Below are 16,776 nucleotides of genomic sequence, written 5' to 3' on the forward strand. Positions count from 1 at the left end.
CAGCAGGAGGTTGTTCGGCGGAACGAATGCGATGACGCCGCCACAGCCGACAGTCTCACGCGCCATCTCGCCTGGCTCGACAAGGAGATCGAAGCGCTCGAGGACGGCATTCGCGCCGCCATTGCCGCCGACGAGTCCTTGCGCAAAGCCGAGCGGCGTCTGCGAAGCGTGCCCGGCATTGGTCCCGTCGCCGCCGTCACCTTGTTGGCGCTGATGCCAGAACTTGGGCGCCGCTCGCCAAAAGCCATTGCGGCGCTCGCAGGGCTTGCGCCCTTCAACAACGATAGTGGAAAGCGTCGTGGTCAGCGCATGATCAAAGGCGGGCGGACGCGTGTGCGCAAAGCCCTCTACATGGCGGCGCTGGCCGCCGCCAATTCGAAGACGCGTTTGGGCGATTTTGCCCGCAAACTACGCGCCGCCGGAAAACCGCCAAAACTGGTTCTCATTGCGCTCGCACGAAAAATCCTCGTTATTCTCAATGCCATCTGCCGCGAAAATGCGTCCTTCGCATGCTAACCAATACACAGTTGCCCGATCAGGCCTGCGGCCTGTCGGGAATGACACGCGTCGTCGACACGTCATTCATCGATTAAAGCGCCTCGCGGCCGACGGGCGCGCCGAAGTCTTCCTCTTCATGCAGATTGTCGCGCGTGACGCCTGCGAGCAGCGCGTCGAGCGTGAATTCTGGCGCCGCAAGCGGCTCGATCACCACGCGCCCTTGTTCGACGCGGACGTCGACCGGCTGGTCGATTTGGAGCCGGGCTTCCTCCATCACCGCGGCCGACATGCGCACGGCGGCGGAGTTTCCCCATTTTCTTATGGTCGCGCGCATGGCCTTCCTCCTGATTCCGCACTCGCTGCGGGCGCAGCGAAGCGACCCGTCATGACGCAGCGCTCTCGGGATTGCTGCGTCGCTTGCGTTCCTCGTGATGAGCGCGGTGTATCTACAGGGTAGAAACATAGGCGGCGGCGGTCGGCGCGTCAACATTTGCGCCGCGGCGCTTGCCGAGGGTTTCCAGCGTCATGGCCGGGCTTGTACCGGCCATCCACGCCAATACCGGCCACCCCCAGCCAAGACGTTGCGCCAATGCCGCGGGACTCGCGTCACGGCGACGCGTGGATGCCCGGCACGAGGCCGGGCATGACGCGGAGAGTGCGCGCCATGTTTCTCTTCGTTGCGCCTCTCCCGCTCTCGCCGCCGTGTTGAACTCCCCTCGCCATAGCCTTACAACCGCGCCAGCTTCACCGCATCATTTTCGGGATATTCATGCCGCACACGGGACTTGAGACGCTCATCACCGCCGCTTTCGAGGATCGCGCCAATATCACCGCCGAGACGCAGGGCGACGTTCGCCGCGCCGTCGACAGCGCGCTGCGTCTGCTCGACGCTGGCAAACTGCGCGTCGCCGAAAAGATCGAAGGCCAGGAAGGCCCGGAAAGCTGGACGGTCAATCAGTGGCTGAAGAAGGCCGTGCTACTGTCGTTCCGCTTGAATGATATGTCCGTCATTGCGGGCGGGCCGGGCGGCGCGACCTGGTGGGACAAGGTCCCCTCGAAATTCGTCGGCTGGGGTGCGTCCGAACATAGCGTGGCGGGCTTCCGCTCCGTGCCGGGCGCGATCGTGCGCCATTCGGCCTATGTCGCGCCGGGCGCGATCCTGATGCCCTCCTTCGTCAATCTCGGCGCTTATGTCGACAGCGGCACGATGGTCGACACCTGGGTCACCGTTGGCTCCTGCGCGCAGATCGGCAAGAATGTTCACTTGTCTGGCGGCGTCGGCATCGGCGGCGTGCTCGAGCCCTTGCAGGCCAATCCCACCATCATCGAGGATCACTGTTTCATCGGCGCGCGTTCCGAGGTCGTCGAAGGCGTCGTCGTTGGCAGGGGCTCGGTGCTGTCGATGGGCGTCTTCATCGGCGCCTCGACCAAGATCATCGATCGCGCCACCGGCAAGATCCACATGGGCTATGTGCCGCCCTATTCGGTGGTCGTTTCCGGCAGCCTGCCGGGCAAGCCCTTGCCGGACGGAGCGCCCGGCCCGTCGCTCTATTGCGCGGTGATCGTCAAGACGGTCGATGCGCAGACGCGCAGCAAGACGGGCATCAACGAGCTGCTGAGGGATTGATGGACGCCGAGCGCCTGCGTTTTCTCTACCGAACCGATCAGGGCCGCATTGATCGCGCGACCTGGCGGCGCGGCGCGGGCGCGCTCGTCGCGGTTCTTCTGCCGCTGACGCTGATCTGGTTCGCGCTTGCGCCCTATTCGGTCCATGATCTGGCGACGACGCCCTTCTTCGCACCGATGACGATCATCGCCTACGCCTATGTCATCTTTTACGCCTTCGCGGTGATGCTCATCGTGGTGAGCTTCATCAATCTTTCGGCCAAGCGCTGTCGCGACCGCGGCCTTACGCCGCCGCTCGGCCTCGCGAGCCTCGCGCCGCTCCTGGCGCTGCTTGCCGGCGCGGCGCATTTTCTGCAGCCGCGCGTCGCCGAAGTCATGTCGCGCTGGTATGTCTGGGGCGTCGACGCGCTCTTTGTCGCCGCCGCTCTGTGGACCATTTATGAATTGGGTTGGCGGGAGGAGTCGCTGTCGTAGCGCGCTTTACCTCCCCCTTGAGGGGGGAGGTCGGCAGGCGGAGCCTGCCGGGAGGGGGTGAGATGCAGTATTCACCCCACCCCGCCTTGCTTGCGCAAGGCGACCCTCCCCATCGAGGGGAGGGTGAGCGCTGCAACGTCAATGATGCTGACCTGCTCGAACTGAACAAAGCGAATTGACGATGTCGGAGTCCCGCGCTGTCGCGCTCACCCGCGAACTCATCCGCTGTCCGTCCGTGACGCCGGCTGACGCCGGCGCGCTCGACGTCGTCGAGAAGGCGCTGAAGGCCGCGGGCTTCGAGACGCATCGAATCGTCTTCTCCGCGCCGGGCACGCCCGACATCGACAATCTCTTCGCCCAAATCGGCTCGGGCGCGCCGCATCTTGCCTTCGCTGGGCATACCGACGTCGTGCCGCCGGGCGATCCCGCGCGCTGGCGCTTCGAACCCTTCGCGGCGGAAATCTCGGACGGCCGTGTCTATGGCCGCGGCGCCTCGGATATGAAAGGCGCCATCGCCGCATTCGCCGCCGCGGCGCTCGCCTATGTCGAGCGGCGTGGCGCGCAGAATGTAAAATCCTGGGGAACGCTCTCGCTGCTCATCACCGGCGACGAGGAAGGCGTGTCGATCAATGGCACGGTGAAGCTGCTTGAATGGGCGGCGGCGCGCGGCGAGCGCTTCGATCACTGCATCGTCGGCGAGCCGAGCAATGCTTCGACGCTCGGCGACATGATCAAGATCGGCCGGCGCGGTTCGCTCAGCGGCCGCATTCGCGTCATCGGCAAGCAGGGCCATGTCGCCTATCCGCAGCGCGCCGAAAATCCGGCGCCGATCATCGCGCGCATCGTTTCTGTGCTCTCGGGTCACGAGCTCGACAAGGGCACGACGCATTTCGAGCGCTCCAATCTCGAATTTTCCACGATCGACATCGGCAATCCGGCGGTCAATGTCATCCCCGGCGAGGCGCGCGCGCAGTTCAATGTCCGCTTCAACGACGTCTGGACGCATGATTCGCTGAAAGAGCGCATTCTGCAGGTGATCAGGGAAGCGGCGCCGAACGCGAATGTGGAAGTCGAATTTCCGCCCTCGAACGCCAAGTCCTTCATCACCAAGCCCGGCGCCTTCACCGAACTCGTGATTGACGCCGTGCGGCAGGTGACGGGAATGACGCCGGAACTTTCAACGACTGGCGGCACGTCCGACGCGCGCTTCATCGTCAATTATTGTCCGGTGCTGGAGTTCGGCCTGACGAATGAGACGATTCACGCCGTCGACGAGAACGCCCGCATCGCCGACATCGACGGGCTCTGCGCGGTCTATACGCGCATCATCGAGCGTTATTTCGAGCCCGCATCCGATCGATGAAGGCGGCCCAAACCGGGTTGGGCGTCCATATTCTGTCGAGGTCGGCGCGGGCGCGCGCCTCTTCGATGCCTGCGCTGATCCGGTAGAGATAGAGGAAGGCCGCGACCCGGTAGTTCGCGATGCAGTGGACATGCGTCGCAGCTTCGCTGGCGCCTTCAAAAGCCTCGCAGAAGCGATCGAAGTCCGCTTGCGTGGGATTTTGAAAATCGACTGGAATATGCGTGTAGCGCAGGCCCAGCGTCGCCAGAATCTCCGCCTCGTTCTTGAGCGCCTTCTCACTCGTCGCGGGCGCGAGATTGATGATTTCGCGCACGCCAAGCGCGGCGATCTCATCGAACTGCGCTTGGGTCGGCTGGCCGGACGTGGTGGTCCGCTCATCGAGACGCAGCCAATTGTAGATGTCGGCGGGATCGGCCATGGCCTCTGTCATCAGGGCTCCGAACTCGGATTAATTTCAGCTCACTTTCAGCCGTCATGGCCGGGCTTGTCCCGGCCATCCACGCCGGGACATCGCGAAATGCTTCGCGCAGAGAAGCCATGTCCGGCTAATGTCTTCACATTTGCCGCGCTTCGTCGCGTGGATGGCCGCGACAAGCGCGGCCATGACGCGGCGAGATGGTTCCTCGTTAACCTGGATTCGGACGCCTGCCTATCTCACACGCTGCGTTTCCCGAGACGGCGAGGCCTCGTCACCCCCGCGCGGCGAGCGGCACGACATTGTGCAACTGCGCATCCGCCGTCTCGAAGAAGCGGCGCAGATTACGCGCCGCCTGACGAATCCGCTGCTCGTTCTCGACGAGCGCGAGGCGCACGAACCCCTCGCCATGTTCGCCAAAGCCCTCGCCCGGCGCCACGGCGACATCGGCCTTCTCGATCAGCAGTTTCGAAAATTCGAGCGTCGAGATGTTGCGGAAGCGCTCGGGCGCCGGCGCCCAGGCGAACATCGAGGCGCGCGGCGCCGGAATCGGCCAGCCCGCCTGCGCGAAGCTCTCGACCATCACGTCGCGGCGCCGCTTGTAGATCGCGCGCATCTCCTTGACGCAGTCGTCGGACCCGTTGAGCGCCGCGACCGCCGCGACCTGCACCGGCGTGAAGGCGCCGTAGTCGAGATAGCTCTTCACCCGCGCCAGCGCCGAGAGCAGCCGCTCATTGCCGACCGCGAAACCGATGCGCCAGCCGGCCATCGAGAAGGTCTTCGACATTGAGGTGAATTCGACCGTCACATCCATCGCGCCCGGCACCTGCAGCATCGAGGGCGGCGGATTGTCGTCGAAATAGACTTCGGCGTAGGCAAGGTCGGAGAGCACGAAGATCTCATGCTTCTTCGCGAAGGCGACGAGATCTTTGTAGAAGTCGAGCGAGGCTACTTCCGCCGTCGGATTGGACGGATAGCAGACGACCACCGCGATCGGCTTGGGGATCGAGTGGATGATCGCGCGCTCCAGCGCCACGAAATAATCGGGCGTCGGCGCCGAGGGCACGGAGCGGATGACGCCGCCCGCCATCAGAAAGCCGAAGGCGTGGATCGGGTAGGAGGGGTTTGGCACCAGCACCACGTCGCCGGGCGCGGTGATCGCCTGCGCCATATTGGCGAAGCCCTCCTTGGAGCCGAGCGTCGCCACGACCTGCGACTCGGGGTCGAGCGTGACGCCGAAGCGGCGCGCGTAATAGCCGGCCTGGGCGCGGCGCAGCCCGGCGATGCCCTTGCTGGCCGAATAGCGGTCGGTGCGCGGCTTGCCGGCGGTCTCGACGAGCTTGTCGATGACGTGCTTGGGGGCGGGCAGGTCGGGATTGCCCATGCCGAGGTCGATGATGTCGGCGCCGCCGGCGCGGGCGCGCGCCTTGAGACGGTTCACCTGCTCGAAGACGTAAGGCGGCAGACGCTTGATGCGATAGAAATCCGACATTCTGTATTTGTTCCGGAGGGCGCGAAGCGGCAAGTCTGAAGCGGCAAGTCTAGCGCATTTTGGCGCGGGCGTCAGGGGCAGGGCGCCGCGGCTCCAGGGCGATCGGGTGAAGGGCTTCCTCGCCCTTCGAGACGCGTGCTGCGCACGCTCCTCAGGATGAGGAAGCCCTTCACCCGACGGCGCCGCCATGGCGCTCCCGCCAAAACCGACGTCTCGCGCCCGAAATCACTCCGTGGTGACGATGACGAAATCCTTGCCCGAGCGGCTGTCGGGCGACAGCGGCGCGTCGGTCAGCACCATGGTCATGCCGGGATGCATGCGCTCTTGCATCGCCGCGTTGAAGGACGGGTCGGCGCGAAGCCGCTGGATCACATCCTGATTCGGCGCGAGCGTCGCATCCTCGTGATGATGCGTGATCGCGCTCCAATGCATGCCGCGCGACGTCTGGTCGGCGCCGTTCAGCACGAACACATGCGAGCCGAGCTTGTCGGCGCCCTCCAAGCCGAGGACGGATTTCGCCACCACATGGTCGTTCTCGATCAGCTCGATCACATGGTCGGCGGAGGAGGCGACGACGCTGGTGACGGGGAAATTCTCGGCTTCCGTCCAGTCGGAGGGATGCTTCTTGCCTTCGAGGCCGGAGAGCACCTGCTCGAATTCCTGTTCGGCATAGCCGCTCAGCACCATGCCCGGATGGGTCAGCTCCCAAGGGTCGGTATGGGCGCCGGCGATGATGACCGGCGTGCCGATATGGGTGACGCCGAACAGCAGTTCGGAGAATTTCGCCGGCAGCCGCACGCAGCCATGCGAAGCCGGATAGCCTGGCAGATTGCCGGCGTGCAGCGCGACGCCCGACCAGGTGAGGCGGTTCATGTTCGGCATCGGCGCGTCGTCGTACAGCGACGAGTGATGATTCCGGTCTTTCTCCAGCACGACGAAGACGCCGGTCGGCGTCGTATGTCCGGGCTTCCCGGTCGAGCAGGTGGAGGCGGCGATGCGGATGCCGTTGCGATAGACATGCACGCGCTGCTGGGGAAGCGACACGACGACGGAGACGGGTCCCTTCAAAGCGAGCTCGGGGCGCCAGATGAACTCGCCCGGCTTGAGCCGGCCGATCTCCGCCATCTTCTCGTCGCCGAAGGCCCGGCGCCCGGTGATGACGGCGCTCGCCAGAAGCATCGCGCCCAAAAATCCACGGCGGTTCGCTGCAATGATGGTCATGACATGCCCCCCGAAACATGGCCCCCAAGGTCCACGCGTAACGAACCGCGGGTAGCATGAACAGCTAGGTTAACAAAGTGCGGCGGGGCACAGCCGATGCGGCCGGGCGATTGGAAAAGGACGCGCCCGCAGCGGGGAAGTGTCGCAGGTCGAGTATGAGAATCGCTTGGCGCGGTCGGGCGCGCCGGCGTTATCCTTCAGGATTATTCTCTTCGCTCGGAGACCCGCATATGAAAAACAACATTGTCGCCTTTATCAGCGTCATCGCCCTGACGATGATCGCCGCCGGCGCGTCGGCCTCGACCGCCTCGCAGCGCGAATACAAGCGCGGCTACGCCGATTGCAAGGCGGGCCGCTGGGACGAAAACCAGCACGGCGAATCCTACAAGAAGGGCTGCCGCGCCGCCGAGGATCAGCGCGCCGGGACGGGGGCAAGCGCAGCGACGGAGGCAGGGGCCGGCGCCGCGACGAAGCCGGCCGACGGCGGGCTGCGCGGCGACAAGACCGCCTGCCTGCTGGCGGTGAAGCGGAAGACCAATAATCCCAAGGTCGTCGTGCTCAGCGTGGAAACGTCGGAGGCGAACAATACAGTGACGATCGGCGTCGGCCCGGATCGCGCGCCCTGGCGCTGTCTCGTCAAACGCGGAATCGTCGCCGACGTCATGTCGCTGACGGATGAAGGGAAGCTGTGAGCGGGAAGGGCGATGGGTTCGTGGCCGAAATCGGGGTACATGCGAGTTGATCTTCGCTAAAAGCAAGATGTCTCTTGCCAAACTGTGGGCGTCATTCAAACCGGTTGTTGTCCGCTCGGTCTTTGTCCACCTCTCGTTTGCGTTCAGTGAGCGCGATCTCCAGCAGCGCCGCCTTGGGGTAAGGCTTTCCCTCGCGGCCGGCATGGGCGCAAAAATCGGGCGCAAAAATCGCTAGCGCAGACGATCCTCAGCTTGCGAAACCGCTGCGCCGCGCCTCAAATTGTAACGAAACACTGCGGCCGATGGCTTATCTCGGCCGCAGGTTCTTCGCTACGCTCTATTCAACGATCCCCCGCGCACGGCCGAACGACACTTTGCAGGAACAGCCAGTCCCGAGCCATCCGGGCTCGCGGAGCAAGCAGGTCTTCACGTCGGTCGCGCAATAATATCCTTCGCTCGCGACAGGCGTGGAAGTGGCTGCGCCGTAATAGCCGTACCCCGATGGATTGGCGGAGCCATAATAGCCGTAGCTATAGGGGGAGCTTGTCGCCGCCGCGCCGAGGGCCATGCCGTAGTAGCCGGGCCCCAAATTCCTGCCACAGCGGCCCCATGCGGAAGCTGGGCTTGAAATTGACAGCATAGTGATTGAGATCGTCGCGGCGAGCGCCGCAGTCATGATCTTGCGTGAGGTCGTCATTGGCGGAACTCCTGGGCCAGGCTCAGCCAGGCCCTTGTTGGACATAACCCCAACGCCCACCCCTGTAACGCGAGCCCCGCTTTGCTTGTTCCCGCCCATGAGGGCGCGGAAATCAACGGCGGGAGGCGAAATGGATGACAACGCCTGCGCCAACCTCATTCAAAAATTGGCGTGAAGCCCGGACCGCAAGCAATGTCCGCTCTTGGCGCTGTTGAGAAAACCTACCCCACCTCGCTCGCCCAGCGCTCCGAGCGAAACGCCCGCGCGATCGCCTCGGCGCGGGCGCTCTGGCGCGCCTCGAGGTCGTTCTCCGCAATGTCGGCGCAGGCCTTGAGCGCGATCTCCAGCAGCGCCGCCTTGGGGTAAGGCTTGCCCTCGCGGCCTTCGTGCGCGCAGAAATCGCTGGCGCACACCATCATCAGTTCCCGGAATCTCTCCGGCGCGTCGAACGCCCCTAAGCGTTCGAGCATCAAGGCGACGGGGCCGGCGCGCATTTTCGAGACGCGGTGCACGCGTTCGCATTCGGCGAGCGCCAGCAGCGCGAGCGCCTTACATTCCGCCGGCGGGCGAAAGCGCGCGCAGATGTCTTCGATGCGCGGGCGCCCGCGCTCGACATGTCGGTAATGCACGGGAAGATGTTCGCGCGGCGAATCCGACTTGCCGACATTCATCACCAGCAGCGCGAAACGCGCGGGCAAGGACGCGCCGCGTTTTGCCGCCGTATCGAGCGATGTCATCAGATGTTCGCCGAGATCGACCTCCTCCTCGCCATCGGAAATCTGCGGCACGCCAAACAGCGCCGCGACCTCCGGCAGGATTTCAAAGAGCGCGCCGCAGTCGCGCAAGGTCCCGATCAGCCTCGACGGCGCCGGGCTCATCAGCCCGCGAACCAGCTCCGGCCACATCTGCGCGGGGTCGGCGTCGACGAGATGGCCGGCCTCGACCTGTTCAAACAACAGGTCGAGCGTTTCCTCGTCCGGGCCCTCGTCGGCTTCGGCGAGCAGCGCCGCCATGCGCAGCACGGAAAGGCCGGGGTCGGTTTGTCCGTAGTCGAACGACGGGGAAGCGGATTTCGAAGCCATGGCGCCCATCATCACAAGTCTTACGACGACATGCAAAGCTCTTGCCGCGGCGTCGTAATCGCGGGGCCGCCTAGCGGGCGGGCTTCGCTGGCGCGTCGGGCGCGGCGACGCGGCCCGCCCGGCGCCGGGTTTCGGCCGCCGCCGCGTCAAGCTCCGCGCTCATGGCGCGCAGATGGGCCGCCGACTTGCGCTTGGGATCTCTGGCCGGCGTCGGGTCGAAGGCGCGATATTGCAACTGCTCGGACCGCGAGTCGCGCACGAAATCCTGCGCCGGCGGCGGCGGGGTGCGCAAACCGGTCGCGTCGAAAATCCGCCCGATGAGGGCGCCGCCGCTCGACGGGGCGTCCTGCGCCAGCGCGACGCTGGCGGCAAGGCTAAATGCCAGAAGGCTGCATGTCAGAACGAGGGCGAGGCGCGCGAACATCATCGTTCGAGCAGGCCATAAAAATGCGGCGCGAGTAGGTTCAGGCTCCTCAAAACAGCGTGCTTTACGCGATCTGCGCGTAAACCGCGTCGATCTTCGCGCCGCGGTTGAGGCCCCGGTGGATGGAGATGTCGAGGCCTTCTTCGCGCGCCTGCGCGCCATGGCGCCCGAGCAGGCGGCGCGCCGCCGCGTCGCTCTCAACGAAGGCGAAGCCGGTCGGACCCCAGGACGTCTGGCCGCCGCCGGTCGCGCCGTCGGCGAGCAGCCGCGCGACGATCGCCTCGACCTTGCCGCTGGTGAAGCGGCGCCCGCCCTGCGCCGGGGCGAAATGATCGCCGACGATCTCCTGAATGCGGGTCACCGCGGCGCCGAACGGGGCGAGTTCGCGTTCGGCGAGCGCGGGCAGGATCTGCATCAGCACCAGCCGGCAGACTTCGCCGCTTGTTTCGGCGCCGAAAGGCGGCAGTTCGGCGAAGGCGTCGCGCTCGTCCGCGCCATGCAGGCCGACATCGCCCGGATCGCAGACCAGCAGCACGCGCCACGCATCGGGAAATTCGGCGCGCGCGACGACCGGCGGCGTCGTCGTATGCGGGCCGCGTCCGCCGTCGACGACGACGCCGCCGAGCTGAAAGAGGCCGGCGCCGAGCCCGGAGCGCGCGCCGCGCGCCATCAGCGCCGCGTCGGCGGCCGGATCGTTCGGCAGGTCCTCGAGACGGCGCAGCGCCGCGCTCACCGCGAGCGCCAGCTGGGTGCCGGAGCCAAAGCCCGCATGGGCGGGAATCGCTTCCTCCAGCGTCAGCCTGTGGCGCTGCGTCAGGCCAAGCGCCTCCTGCGCGCGCGCCAGCAGCGCGGCGGCGCGTTCGGCTTCGGGGCCCTCGACGCGATTTTTGTCGGCGCGGGTCAGGGTCAGCCGGGTCGCCGGCGCGTCGAGCGCAAGGCCGACGCCGCCGAACTTGCGCCCAAGGCCGCCGTTCATGTCGAGAAAACCCAGATGCAGCCGGGCGCTGGCCGCGACGCTCACCTTTGCCGGCATGCCGCCTCTTTTGGTGCGACTGAAGACTTCGGGTCGGTTTAGGCTATAACGCGTCTCAGCGAAAGAATGTTGCGGCGCAAAGCGCAGGAGGGGAGCCTGAGATGGCGAAGGAAGAGCGCGCGTATTCCGAAGACGAGATCGCTGCGCGGCTGAAGAGCGAACTGCCGCATTGGCGCTACGAGAACGGCTGGCTCCGGCGCAAGTTCAAGACGCATGGCTGGAAGGGCACGCTAATGGTCGTCAATACGGTCGGCCATCTCGCCGAGGCCGCCTGGCATCACCCCGATATCGCCGCCTCCTACGCATGGGTCGAGGTGAAGCTTCAGACCCATACGGCCAAGGGAATCACCGACAAGGATTTCGAACTCGCCAAGAAGATCGAGGAGGTCGTCTCCTGGCGCCCGGGCAAGGCCGGCGGCGCGCTCGAAGGCACGCCCGAGAGCGACCAGCGCTTCGCCTATGTGAAATACGACGACTGACGGAACGCGCGCTTGGCTTTCGACGTTCAGGCGATCGCGACGGCGCGCGATCGCTTTCTTTCGCTGATCGGAACGCGCCCCGTCATCATGGGGATCGTCAACGTCACGCCCGATTCCTTCTCGGACGGCGGGCTGTTCGCGACGCGTGACGCCGCGCTCGCGCAGGCGCAGGCGCTCGTCAGCAATGGCGCCGACATCGTCGACGTCGGCGCCGAGTCGACGCGCCCTGGCCACACGCCGCTCACCGCGGAAGAGGAGTGGGTGCGGCTTGAGCCGCTGCTCGCGGCGCTGGTGGCGCAGGCGGGCGCGCCGGTGTCGATCGACACCTACAAAGCCGAGACGGCGCGTCGCGCGCTTGGCGAAGGCGTCTGTCTCGTCAATGATATCTGGGGCTTGCAGCGCGATCCTTTGATGGCGCCAACGATCGCGCAAGCCGGCGCGGCGGTCGTGATCATGCATAATCGCGAGACGACGGAACCGGAGATCGACATCGTCGCCGACATGAAGCGGTTCTTCGCCCGCTCGCTCGAGATCGCCCGGCGCGCCGGCGTGCCGGAGCGGCATATTCTGCTCGACCCGGGGATCGGCTTCGGCAAGAGCCGCGAGCAGAACTATGACGCGTTGCGCGCGACGCCGGATCTGTTGGCGCTGGGCTTTCCGCTGCTCATCGGCGTGTCGCGTAAATCGATCTTTAAGGGCCTGGGCGACGGCGTTCTCGAGGGACGGCTCGTCGGCACGCTCGCGGCCAATCTTCTCGCGGCCCGCGACGGCGCGCAGGTGTTTCGCGTGCATGACGCCGCGGAGCATCGCGCGGCGTTCGAAGTGATGCGCATTCTCGCCGCGCGCCCGGGAGGTTGAGACAATGCGGGTTGGATTTGGGCTTGGCAGCAATCTCGGCGACAAGCCGGCCAATATTCGCGAGGCGCTGCGGCTGATCGAGGCGCGCCAGCTGGCGCGGCTCGATCGGATCTCCCGACTCTACCGCACGCCGCCCTGGGGCGATCTCGACCAGGGGGATTTCGCCAACGCCTGCGCCATCGGCGACACCACGCTCGCGCCCTATGAACTGCTTGCAGCGGTCAAGAAGATCGAGGCCGACATGGGCCGGGCGCCGACGCGGCGCTGGGGCCCGCGGCTGATCGACGTCGATATCCTCTTCCTCGGGGACCACGCGATCGACGATCCGGAGCTGACCTTGCCGCATAAGGAGCTTTTTCGCCGCGGTTTCGTTCTCGCGCCGCTCGCCGAAATCGCCCCTGAACTCGAGCTGGACGGGGTCACCATGCGCGCGGCGCTGGCCGGCGCTGACGCCAGCGGCGTGCGTCCGTGGTCGGACGAATAGCCGCCCCACCCCTGATGGTTGCCTGCCTTCGCGGCGCAGCATTCGCTGCTGCTGCGGCGTCGCGGGCAGATGTTGAAATCAGAAATATGCCTTTGTTACAATGTTATATGAAGAATTGTGCGTCGCGCCATAGCCTGTCCAAGAGCCCTTCATGGGCGGGATATTAACTACCCACTAGGGTTGCATTAGCTATTCGATAGATTGTTTTGCTCTATACTAATGGGTATTGTGATTATCGGGGGTTATTGGAATGTTGCGGCACGCTGAGCTGGGTCTGCGGTCTGCTCTTTCAAGGGGCGGACTGGGGATTTTGGCTTAGGCGGCGACGTCGGTTTTCGTCCGATAACAACAAGCAGCCGGGTTCTGGGGTTTTGGGGATTGCTCGCGCAGGCGGGGGATTTTCCGGGATTTTCGGGAAGGCTGCGGCAACAAGGGCGGTTTTGCGTGTTTTTAGAAGAAGACGCGCTTTCGCTTTGCTTTACGAAACGAGGACGAAGCGGCTCCGTTGTGGGAGGCGGAGCGATACCGGTCACGCGCAATTCCCTGGGAGCACATTGGAGGAGAAGGGTATGAGCTCAACGACTGACACAGCAGCCCGCGCTGCTGCTGGCACGGAAGCTGTAGTAGACCTGAAGGGCATGTGGATCGGCTTGGCCGTTCTGAACGGGTTCTATCTGGTCGTCCGGATTTACGAGCAGGTTTTTGGCTGGCGCGCCGGCCTTGATTCGTTCGCTCCGGAGTTTCAGACATATTGGATGTCGATCCTTTGGACCGAGATTCCGCTTGAGCTGATCTCCGGCATTGGCCTTGCGGGCTTTCTTTGGAAGACGCGCACGCGCGACTTCTCGAACCTGGCGCCGCGCGAAGAGATGCGCCGCCTGGTGGTCGAGGTGCAATGGCTTGTTGTTTACGCCGCGGCCATTTACTGGGGCGCGTCGTTCTTCACCGAGCAGGACGGCACCTGGCACATGACGGTGATTCGCGACACGGACTTCACGCCGTCGCACATCATCGAGTTCTACATGAGCTACCCGATTTACTCGGTGATCGCGGTCGGCGGCTTCTTCTATGCGAAGACGCGTCTTCCGTATTTCTCCAAGGGCTATTCGGTGGCCTATCTGATCGTGGCGATTGGCCCGTTCATGATCATCCCGAACGTCGGCCTGAATGAGTGGGGCCACACGTTCTGGTTCATGGAAGAACTGTTCGTTGCGCCGCTGCATTGGGGCTTCGTGTTCTTCGGCTGGATGGCGCTCGGCGTGTTCGGCGTCGTGCTTCAGCTGCTGATCAACATTCAGCGCCTGATCGGCAAGGAAGGCGTCGCCCTCCTGACCGAGTAATCCGAGACTTCGCCGCCCGCTCGTGGCGGGCGGCGACTGGCTCCGGGCTTTTCGCGAAAACCAGAGAGCTTTTGCCTGTCGCTTTGCGCATGGGTTGGCTTGTTGCGGTCGAGAAGGGGTCTACGGGCTCTGGGACGATCGGGGGCGAAGGGCTTTTAAGCGATGCGGCCGGCGGGATCTCCGCCGTCCGGGCGCCGGCGGCGGGAAGGCCTGCCGGAGGCCATAAGGAAAGAACTCGGGCTTTACGGGTTCGAGAAACACCAAGGAGAAGAGTGATGTCACAATCGAAAAGCGGGGGGGCGGTCGGTCCGTTCAACTCCGTCGCCGAGGCGGCGGGTTGCGTTCAGACGGTCGACTGGATGCTTCTTGTTCTTCTGTTCTTCGCCGTTCTTGGCGGCTACCACGTCCACTTCATGCTGACGGCGGGCGACTGGGACTTCTGGGTTGACTGGAAGGATCGTCGTATGTGGCCGACGGTCGTGCCGATTCTCGGCGTGACCTTCTGCGCCGCGGCGCAGGCGTTCTGGTGGGTGAACTTCCGTCTGCCGTTCGGCGCGGTGTTCGCGGCTCTCGGCCTCCTGATTGGCGAGTGGATCAACCGCTACGTCAACTTCTGGGGCTGGACCTACTTCCCGATCAGCCTTGTGTTCCCGTCTGCGTTGATCGTTCCGGCGATCTGGCTTGACGTGATCCTGCTTCTGTCGGGCTCCTATGTGATCACGGCGATTGTTGGTTCGCTGGGCTGGGGTCTGTTGTTCTACCCGAACAACTGGCCGGCGATTGCGGCGTTCCACCAGGCGACGGAGCAGCATGGTCAGCTGATGACGCTTGCGGATCTGATCGGCTTCCACTTCGTCCGCACCTCGATGCCGGAATATATCCGCATGGTCGAGCGCGGCACGCTGCGCACCTTCGGTAAGGACGTTGTGCCGGTCGCGGCGTTCTTCTCGGGCTTCGTCTCGATGATGGTGTATTTCCTGTGGTGGTTCATGGGTCGTTGGTATTCGACGACCAAGATCATCGACACGATCTAAGCCTCGTCGCGTGCTGCGGCGCTGAACGGGCGCCGCGGCGGCCTGCAAGAAAGAAGAGCGGCGGGCTGAGAGCTTTGAAGCTTAGGTCCGCTGCGAGAGACAAGACCGGTTGGCGCGCGAGGCGGCGGCCGGGAAGAGGAACCTGGGAGGTTTATCGATGAAAAAGTTCGTCAAGCTCGCCGCGATTGGCGCGGCGGCGGCTGTGGCGGCGACCCTGGGAGCGGTTGCTCCTGCGTCGGCCCACGGCGAAAAGTCTCAGCAGGCGTTTCTTCGGATGCGCACGTTGAACTGGTATGACGTTCAGTGGTCGAAGACGACGGTGAACGTCAATGAAGAGATGGTGCTTTCGGGCAAGGTCCATGTGTTCTCGGCCTGGCCGCAGGCGGTCGCCAATCCGCGCGTGTCGTTCCTGAACGCCGGCGAGCCCGGTCCGGTTCTGGTACGCACGGCGCAGTTCATCGGCGAGCAGTTTGCGCCGCGTTCGGTGTCGCTTGTTCCCGGCAACGACTACGCCTTCTCCATCAACCTGCGCGGTCGTCGCGCCGGCCGTTGGCATGTTCATGCGCAGGTCAACGTCGAGGGCGGCGGTCCGATCATCGGCCCCGGCCAGTGGATCGAGATCAAGGGCGACATGAAGGACTTCACCGATCCGGTGACGTTGCTTGATGGCTCGACGGTCGACCTCGAGACCTACGGCATCAGCCGTGTTTACGCGTGGCATCTGCCCTGGCTCGCGGTTGGCGCGGCGTGGATCCTGTTCTGGTTCGTCCGTAAGGGCGTCATCGCTTCTTATCTCCGTGTCGCCACCGGCAAGGTTGATGAGCAGGTGACCGACGACGACAAGCGGATTGGCGCGATTGTGCTGGCGTTGACCATTCTGGCGACGATCGTCGGCTACGCCGTGACGAACTCGACCTTCCCGCGCACGATCCCGCTTCAGGCGGGCTTGCAGAAGCCTCTGACGCCGCTCGTTACGGACGGCACGGCGGGCGTCGGCAAGGAGCGCGTGACGGCCGATCTGAACGGCGGCGTCTACAAGGTTCCTGGCCGTGAGCTGACGATCAACGTCAAGGTCACGAACACGACCTCCGAGCCGCTTCGCCTTGGCGAATATACGGCGGCCGGCCTGCGCTTCCTGAACCCTGACGTGTTCACGACGAAGCCCGACTTCCCGGATTATCTGTTGGCGGACCGCGGTCTGTCGACGGACCCGACGCCGATCGCGCCGGGCGAGACGAAGGAAATCGCCGTGAAGGTGCAGGACGCGCGTTGGGACATCGAGCGTCTGTCTGACCTGGCTTACGACACCGACAGCCAGATCGGCGGCCTCTTGATGTTCTTCTCGCCGACGGGTCGCCGCTTTGCGGCCGAAATCGGCGGTCCGGTCATTCCGAAGTTCGTCGCGGGCGATATGCCCTGATCGATACTGACGAATTGAACTAAAAAGCCCCCGGCCCAAAAAGCCGGGGGTTTTCTTTTGGGGAAGGGCCTGCGCCCCTGGGGAGCCTGCGCGCCTGAGGAAGGCCTGCGCGCCTGCAATCCCACGCGATGCGCGGGCGTCGCT

General features: G+C 64.7%; 19 protein-coding genes. 11 read left to right on the forward strand and 8 right to left on the reverse strand.

Going from position 1 to position 16,776, the window contains the following annotated elements; translation table 11 throughout:
• Positions 1 to 516: transposase (locus IYX23_RS00095; RefSeq protein WP_196398804.1), on the forward strand; the 516-nt coding region annotated here is incomplete at its 5' end.
• A gap of 73 nt (positions 517 to 589) precedes the next feature.
• Here IYX23_RS00095 and IYX23_RS00100 read toward each other — a convergent pair.
• Positions 590 to 832: a PbsX family transcriptional regulator gene (locus IYX23_RS00100; RefSeq protein WP_196391595.1), complete on the reverse strand. Its 243-nt coding sequence runs from the start codon at positions 830 to 832 to the stop codon at positions 590 to 592.
• Positions 833 to 1,267: 435 nt separating this feature from the next.
• Between IYX23_RS00100 and dapD the strand changes: the two genes are divergently transcribed.
• The 3 genes from dapD to dapE all read left to right on the forward strand — a co-directional run bounded on the left by dapD (position 1,268) and on the right by dapE (position 3,961).
• Entirely contained in the window at positions 1,268 to 2,125 is an 858-nt protein-coding gene (gene dapD / locus IYX23_RS00105) for a 2,3,4,5-tetrahydropyridine-2,6-dicarboxylate N-succinyltransferase (protein ID WP_196391594.1), read from the forward strand.
• On the forward strand, positions 2,125 to 2,598 hold the full coding sequence (locus tag IYX23_RS00110) for a hypothetical protein (RefSeq protein WP_196391593.1): 474 nt from the start codon (positions 2,125 to 2,127) through the stop codon (positions 2,596 to 2,598). The genes dapD and IYX23_RS00110 overlap by 1 nt, the downstream gene beginning before the upstream one ends.
• 181 nt (positions 2,599 to 2,779) lie before the next feature.
• Positions 2,780 to 3,961 (forward strand): succinyl-diaminopimelate desuccinylase, encoded by a 1,182-nt coding sequence (gene dapE, locus IYX23_RS00115; RefSeq protein ID WP_196391592.1) that lies wholly within the window; start codon positions 2,780 to 2,782, stop codon positions 3,959 to 3,961.
• On the opposite strand, the gene IYX23_RS00120 is transcribed toward dapE, so the two are convergent.
• From IYX23_RS00120 to IYX23_RS00130, 3 genes are all read right to left on the reverse strand, one after another.
• Entirely contained in the window at positions 3,924 to 4,391 is a 468-nt protein-coding gene (locus tag IYX23_RS00120; protein ID WP_196391591.1) for a protein tyrosine phosphatase family protein, read from the reverse strand. The two genes, dapE and IYX23_RS00120, sit on opposite strands and share 38 nt — an antisense overlap.
• 259 nt (positions 4,392 to 4,650) lie before the next feature.
• Positions 4,651 to 5,868 carry an LL-diaminopimelate aminotransferase gene (locus tag IYX23_RS00125; RefSeq protein ID WP_154451250.1) on the reverse strand — a complete coding sequence of 406 codons (1,218 nt, stop codon included), beginning with the start codon at positions 5,866 to 5,868 and terminating at the stop codon, positions 4,651 to 4,653.
• A 225-nt stretch (positions 5,869 to 6,093) separates the two neighbouring features.
• A complete protein-coding gene (locus IYX23_RS00130) occupies positions 6,094 to 7,089 on the reverse strand; it encodes a L,D-transpeptidase (protein ID WP_196391590.1) in 996 nt (331 codons plus the stop codon).
• Positions 7,090 to 7,319: 230 nt separating this feature from the next.
• Here IYX23_RS00130 and IYX23_RS00135 point away from each other — a divergent pair, with 230 nt between their 5' ends.
• Positions 7,320 to 7,781, forward strand: coding sequence for a hypothetical protein (locus IYX23_RS00135; RefSeq protein ID WP_196391589.1), 462 nt, complete (start codon positions 7,320 to 7,322; stop codon positions 7,779 to 7,781).
• 337 nt (positions 7,782 to 8,118) lie between these two features.
• Here the strand turns inward: IYX23_RS00135 and IYX23_RS00140 are convergent, their stop codons facing one another.
• From IYX23_RS00140 to IYX23_RS00155, 4 genes are all read right to left on the reverse strand, one after another.
• Positions 8,119 to 8,478 carry a hypothetical protein gene (locus IYX23_RS00140; protein WP_196391588.1) on the reverse strand — a complete coding sequence of 120 codons (360 nt, stop codon included), beginning with the start codon at positions 8,476 to 8,478 and terminating at the stop codon, positions 8,119 to 8,121.
• A gap of 221 nt (positions 8,479 to 8,699) precedes the next feature.
• Positions 8,700 to 9,560 carry a tRNA nucleotidyltransferase gene (locus IYX23_RS00145; RefSeq protein ID WP_246716384.1) on the reverse strand — a complete coding sequence of 287 codons (861 nt, stop codon included), beginning with the start codon at positions 9,558 to 9,560 and terminating at the stop codon, positions 8,700 to 8,702.
• A gap of 70 nt (positions 9,561 to 9,630) precedes the next feature.
• Positions 9,631 to 9,987, reverse strand: a complete 357-nt coding sequence (locus tag IYX23_RS00150; protein WP_196391586.1) for a hypothetical protein — start codon at positions 9,985 to 9,987, stop codon at positions 9,631 to 9,633.
• Between the two features lie 61 nt (positions 9,988 to 10,048).
• The gene (locus tag IYX23_RS00155) at positions 10,049 to 11,017 is read right to left on the reverse strand and encodes a beta-ribofuranosylaminobenzene 5'-phosphate synthase family protein (protein ID WP_196391585.1); all 969 of its coding nucleotides are present in this window, start codon (positions 11,015 to 11,017) and stop codon (positions 10,049 to 10,051) included.
• A 101-nt stretch (positions 11,018 to 11,118) separates the two neighbouring features.
• Here IYX23_RS00155 and IYX23_RS00160 point away from each other — a divergent pair, with 101 nt between their 5' ends.
• The 6 genes from IYX23_RS00160 to amoB all read left to right on the forward strand — a co-directional run bounded on the left by IYX23_RS00160 (position 11,119) and on the right by amoB (position 16,632).
• Entirely contained in the window at positions 11,119 to 11,496 is a 378-nt protein-coding gene (locus tag IYX23_RS00160) for a 4a-hydroxytetrahydrobiopterin dehydratase (protein WP_196391584.1), read from the forward strand.
• Positions 11,497 to 11,508: 12 nt separating this feature from the next.
• Entirely contained in the window at positions 11,509 to 12,354 is an 846-nt protein-coding gene (gene folP, locus IYX23_RS00165) for a dihydropteroate synthase (protein ID WP_196391583.1), read from the forward strand.
• A 4-nt stretch (positions 12,355 to 12,358) separates the two neighbouring features.
• Positions 12,359 to 12,838 (forward strand): 2-amino-4-hydroxy-6-hydroxymethyldihydropteridine diphosphokinase, encoded by a 480-nt coding sequence (gene folK, locus IYX23_RS00170; protein WP_196391582.1) that lies wholly within the window; start codon positions 12,359 to 12,361, stop codon positions 12,836 to 12,838.
• 569 nt (positions 12,839 to 13,407) lie between these two features.
• Complete coding sequence (amoC, locus tag IYX23_RS00175; protein ID WP_196392371.1) at positions 13,408 to 14,178, forward strand: bacterial ammonia monooxygenase, subunit AmoC; 771 nt, start codon at positions 13,408 to 13,410, stop codon at positions 14,176 to 14,178.
• Positions 14,179 to 14,453: 275 nt separating this feature from the next.
• On the forward strand, positions 14,454 to 15,212 hold the full coding sequence (gene amoA / locus IYX23_RS00180; protein WP_014892304.1) for a bacterial ammonia monooxygenase, subunit AmoA: 759 nt from the start codon (positions 14,454 to 14,456) through the stop codon (positions 15,210 to 15,212).
• A 157-nt stretch (positions 15,213 to 15,369) separates the two neighbouring features.
• The gene (gene amoB, locus IYX23_RS00185) at positions 15,370 to 16,632 is read left to right on the forward strand and encodes a bacterial ammonia monooxygenase, subunit AmoB (RefSeq protein WP_196392372.1); all 1,263 of its coding nucleotides are present in this window, start codon (positions 15,370 to 15,372) and stop codon (positions 16,630 to 16,632) included.
• Positions 16,633 to 16,776: the final 144 nt, after the last annotated feature.

The sequence above is a fragment of the Methylocystis sp. L43 genome, assembly GCF_015709525.1.
GTDB lineage: Bacteria > Pseudomonadota > Alphaproteobacteria > Rhizobiales > Beijerinckiaceae > Methylocystis.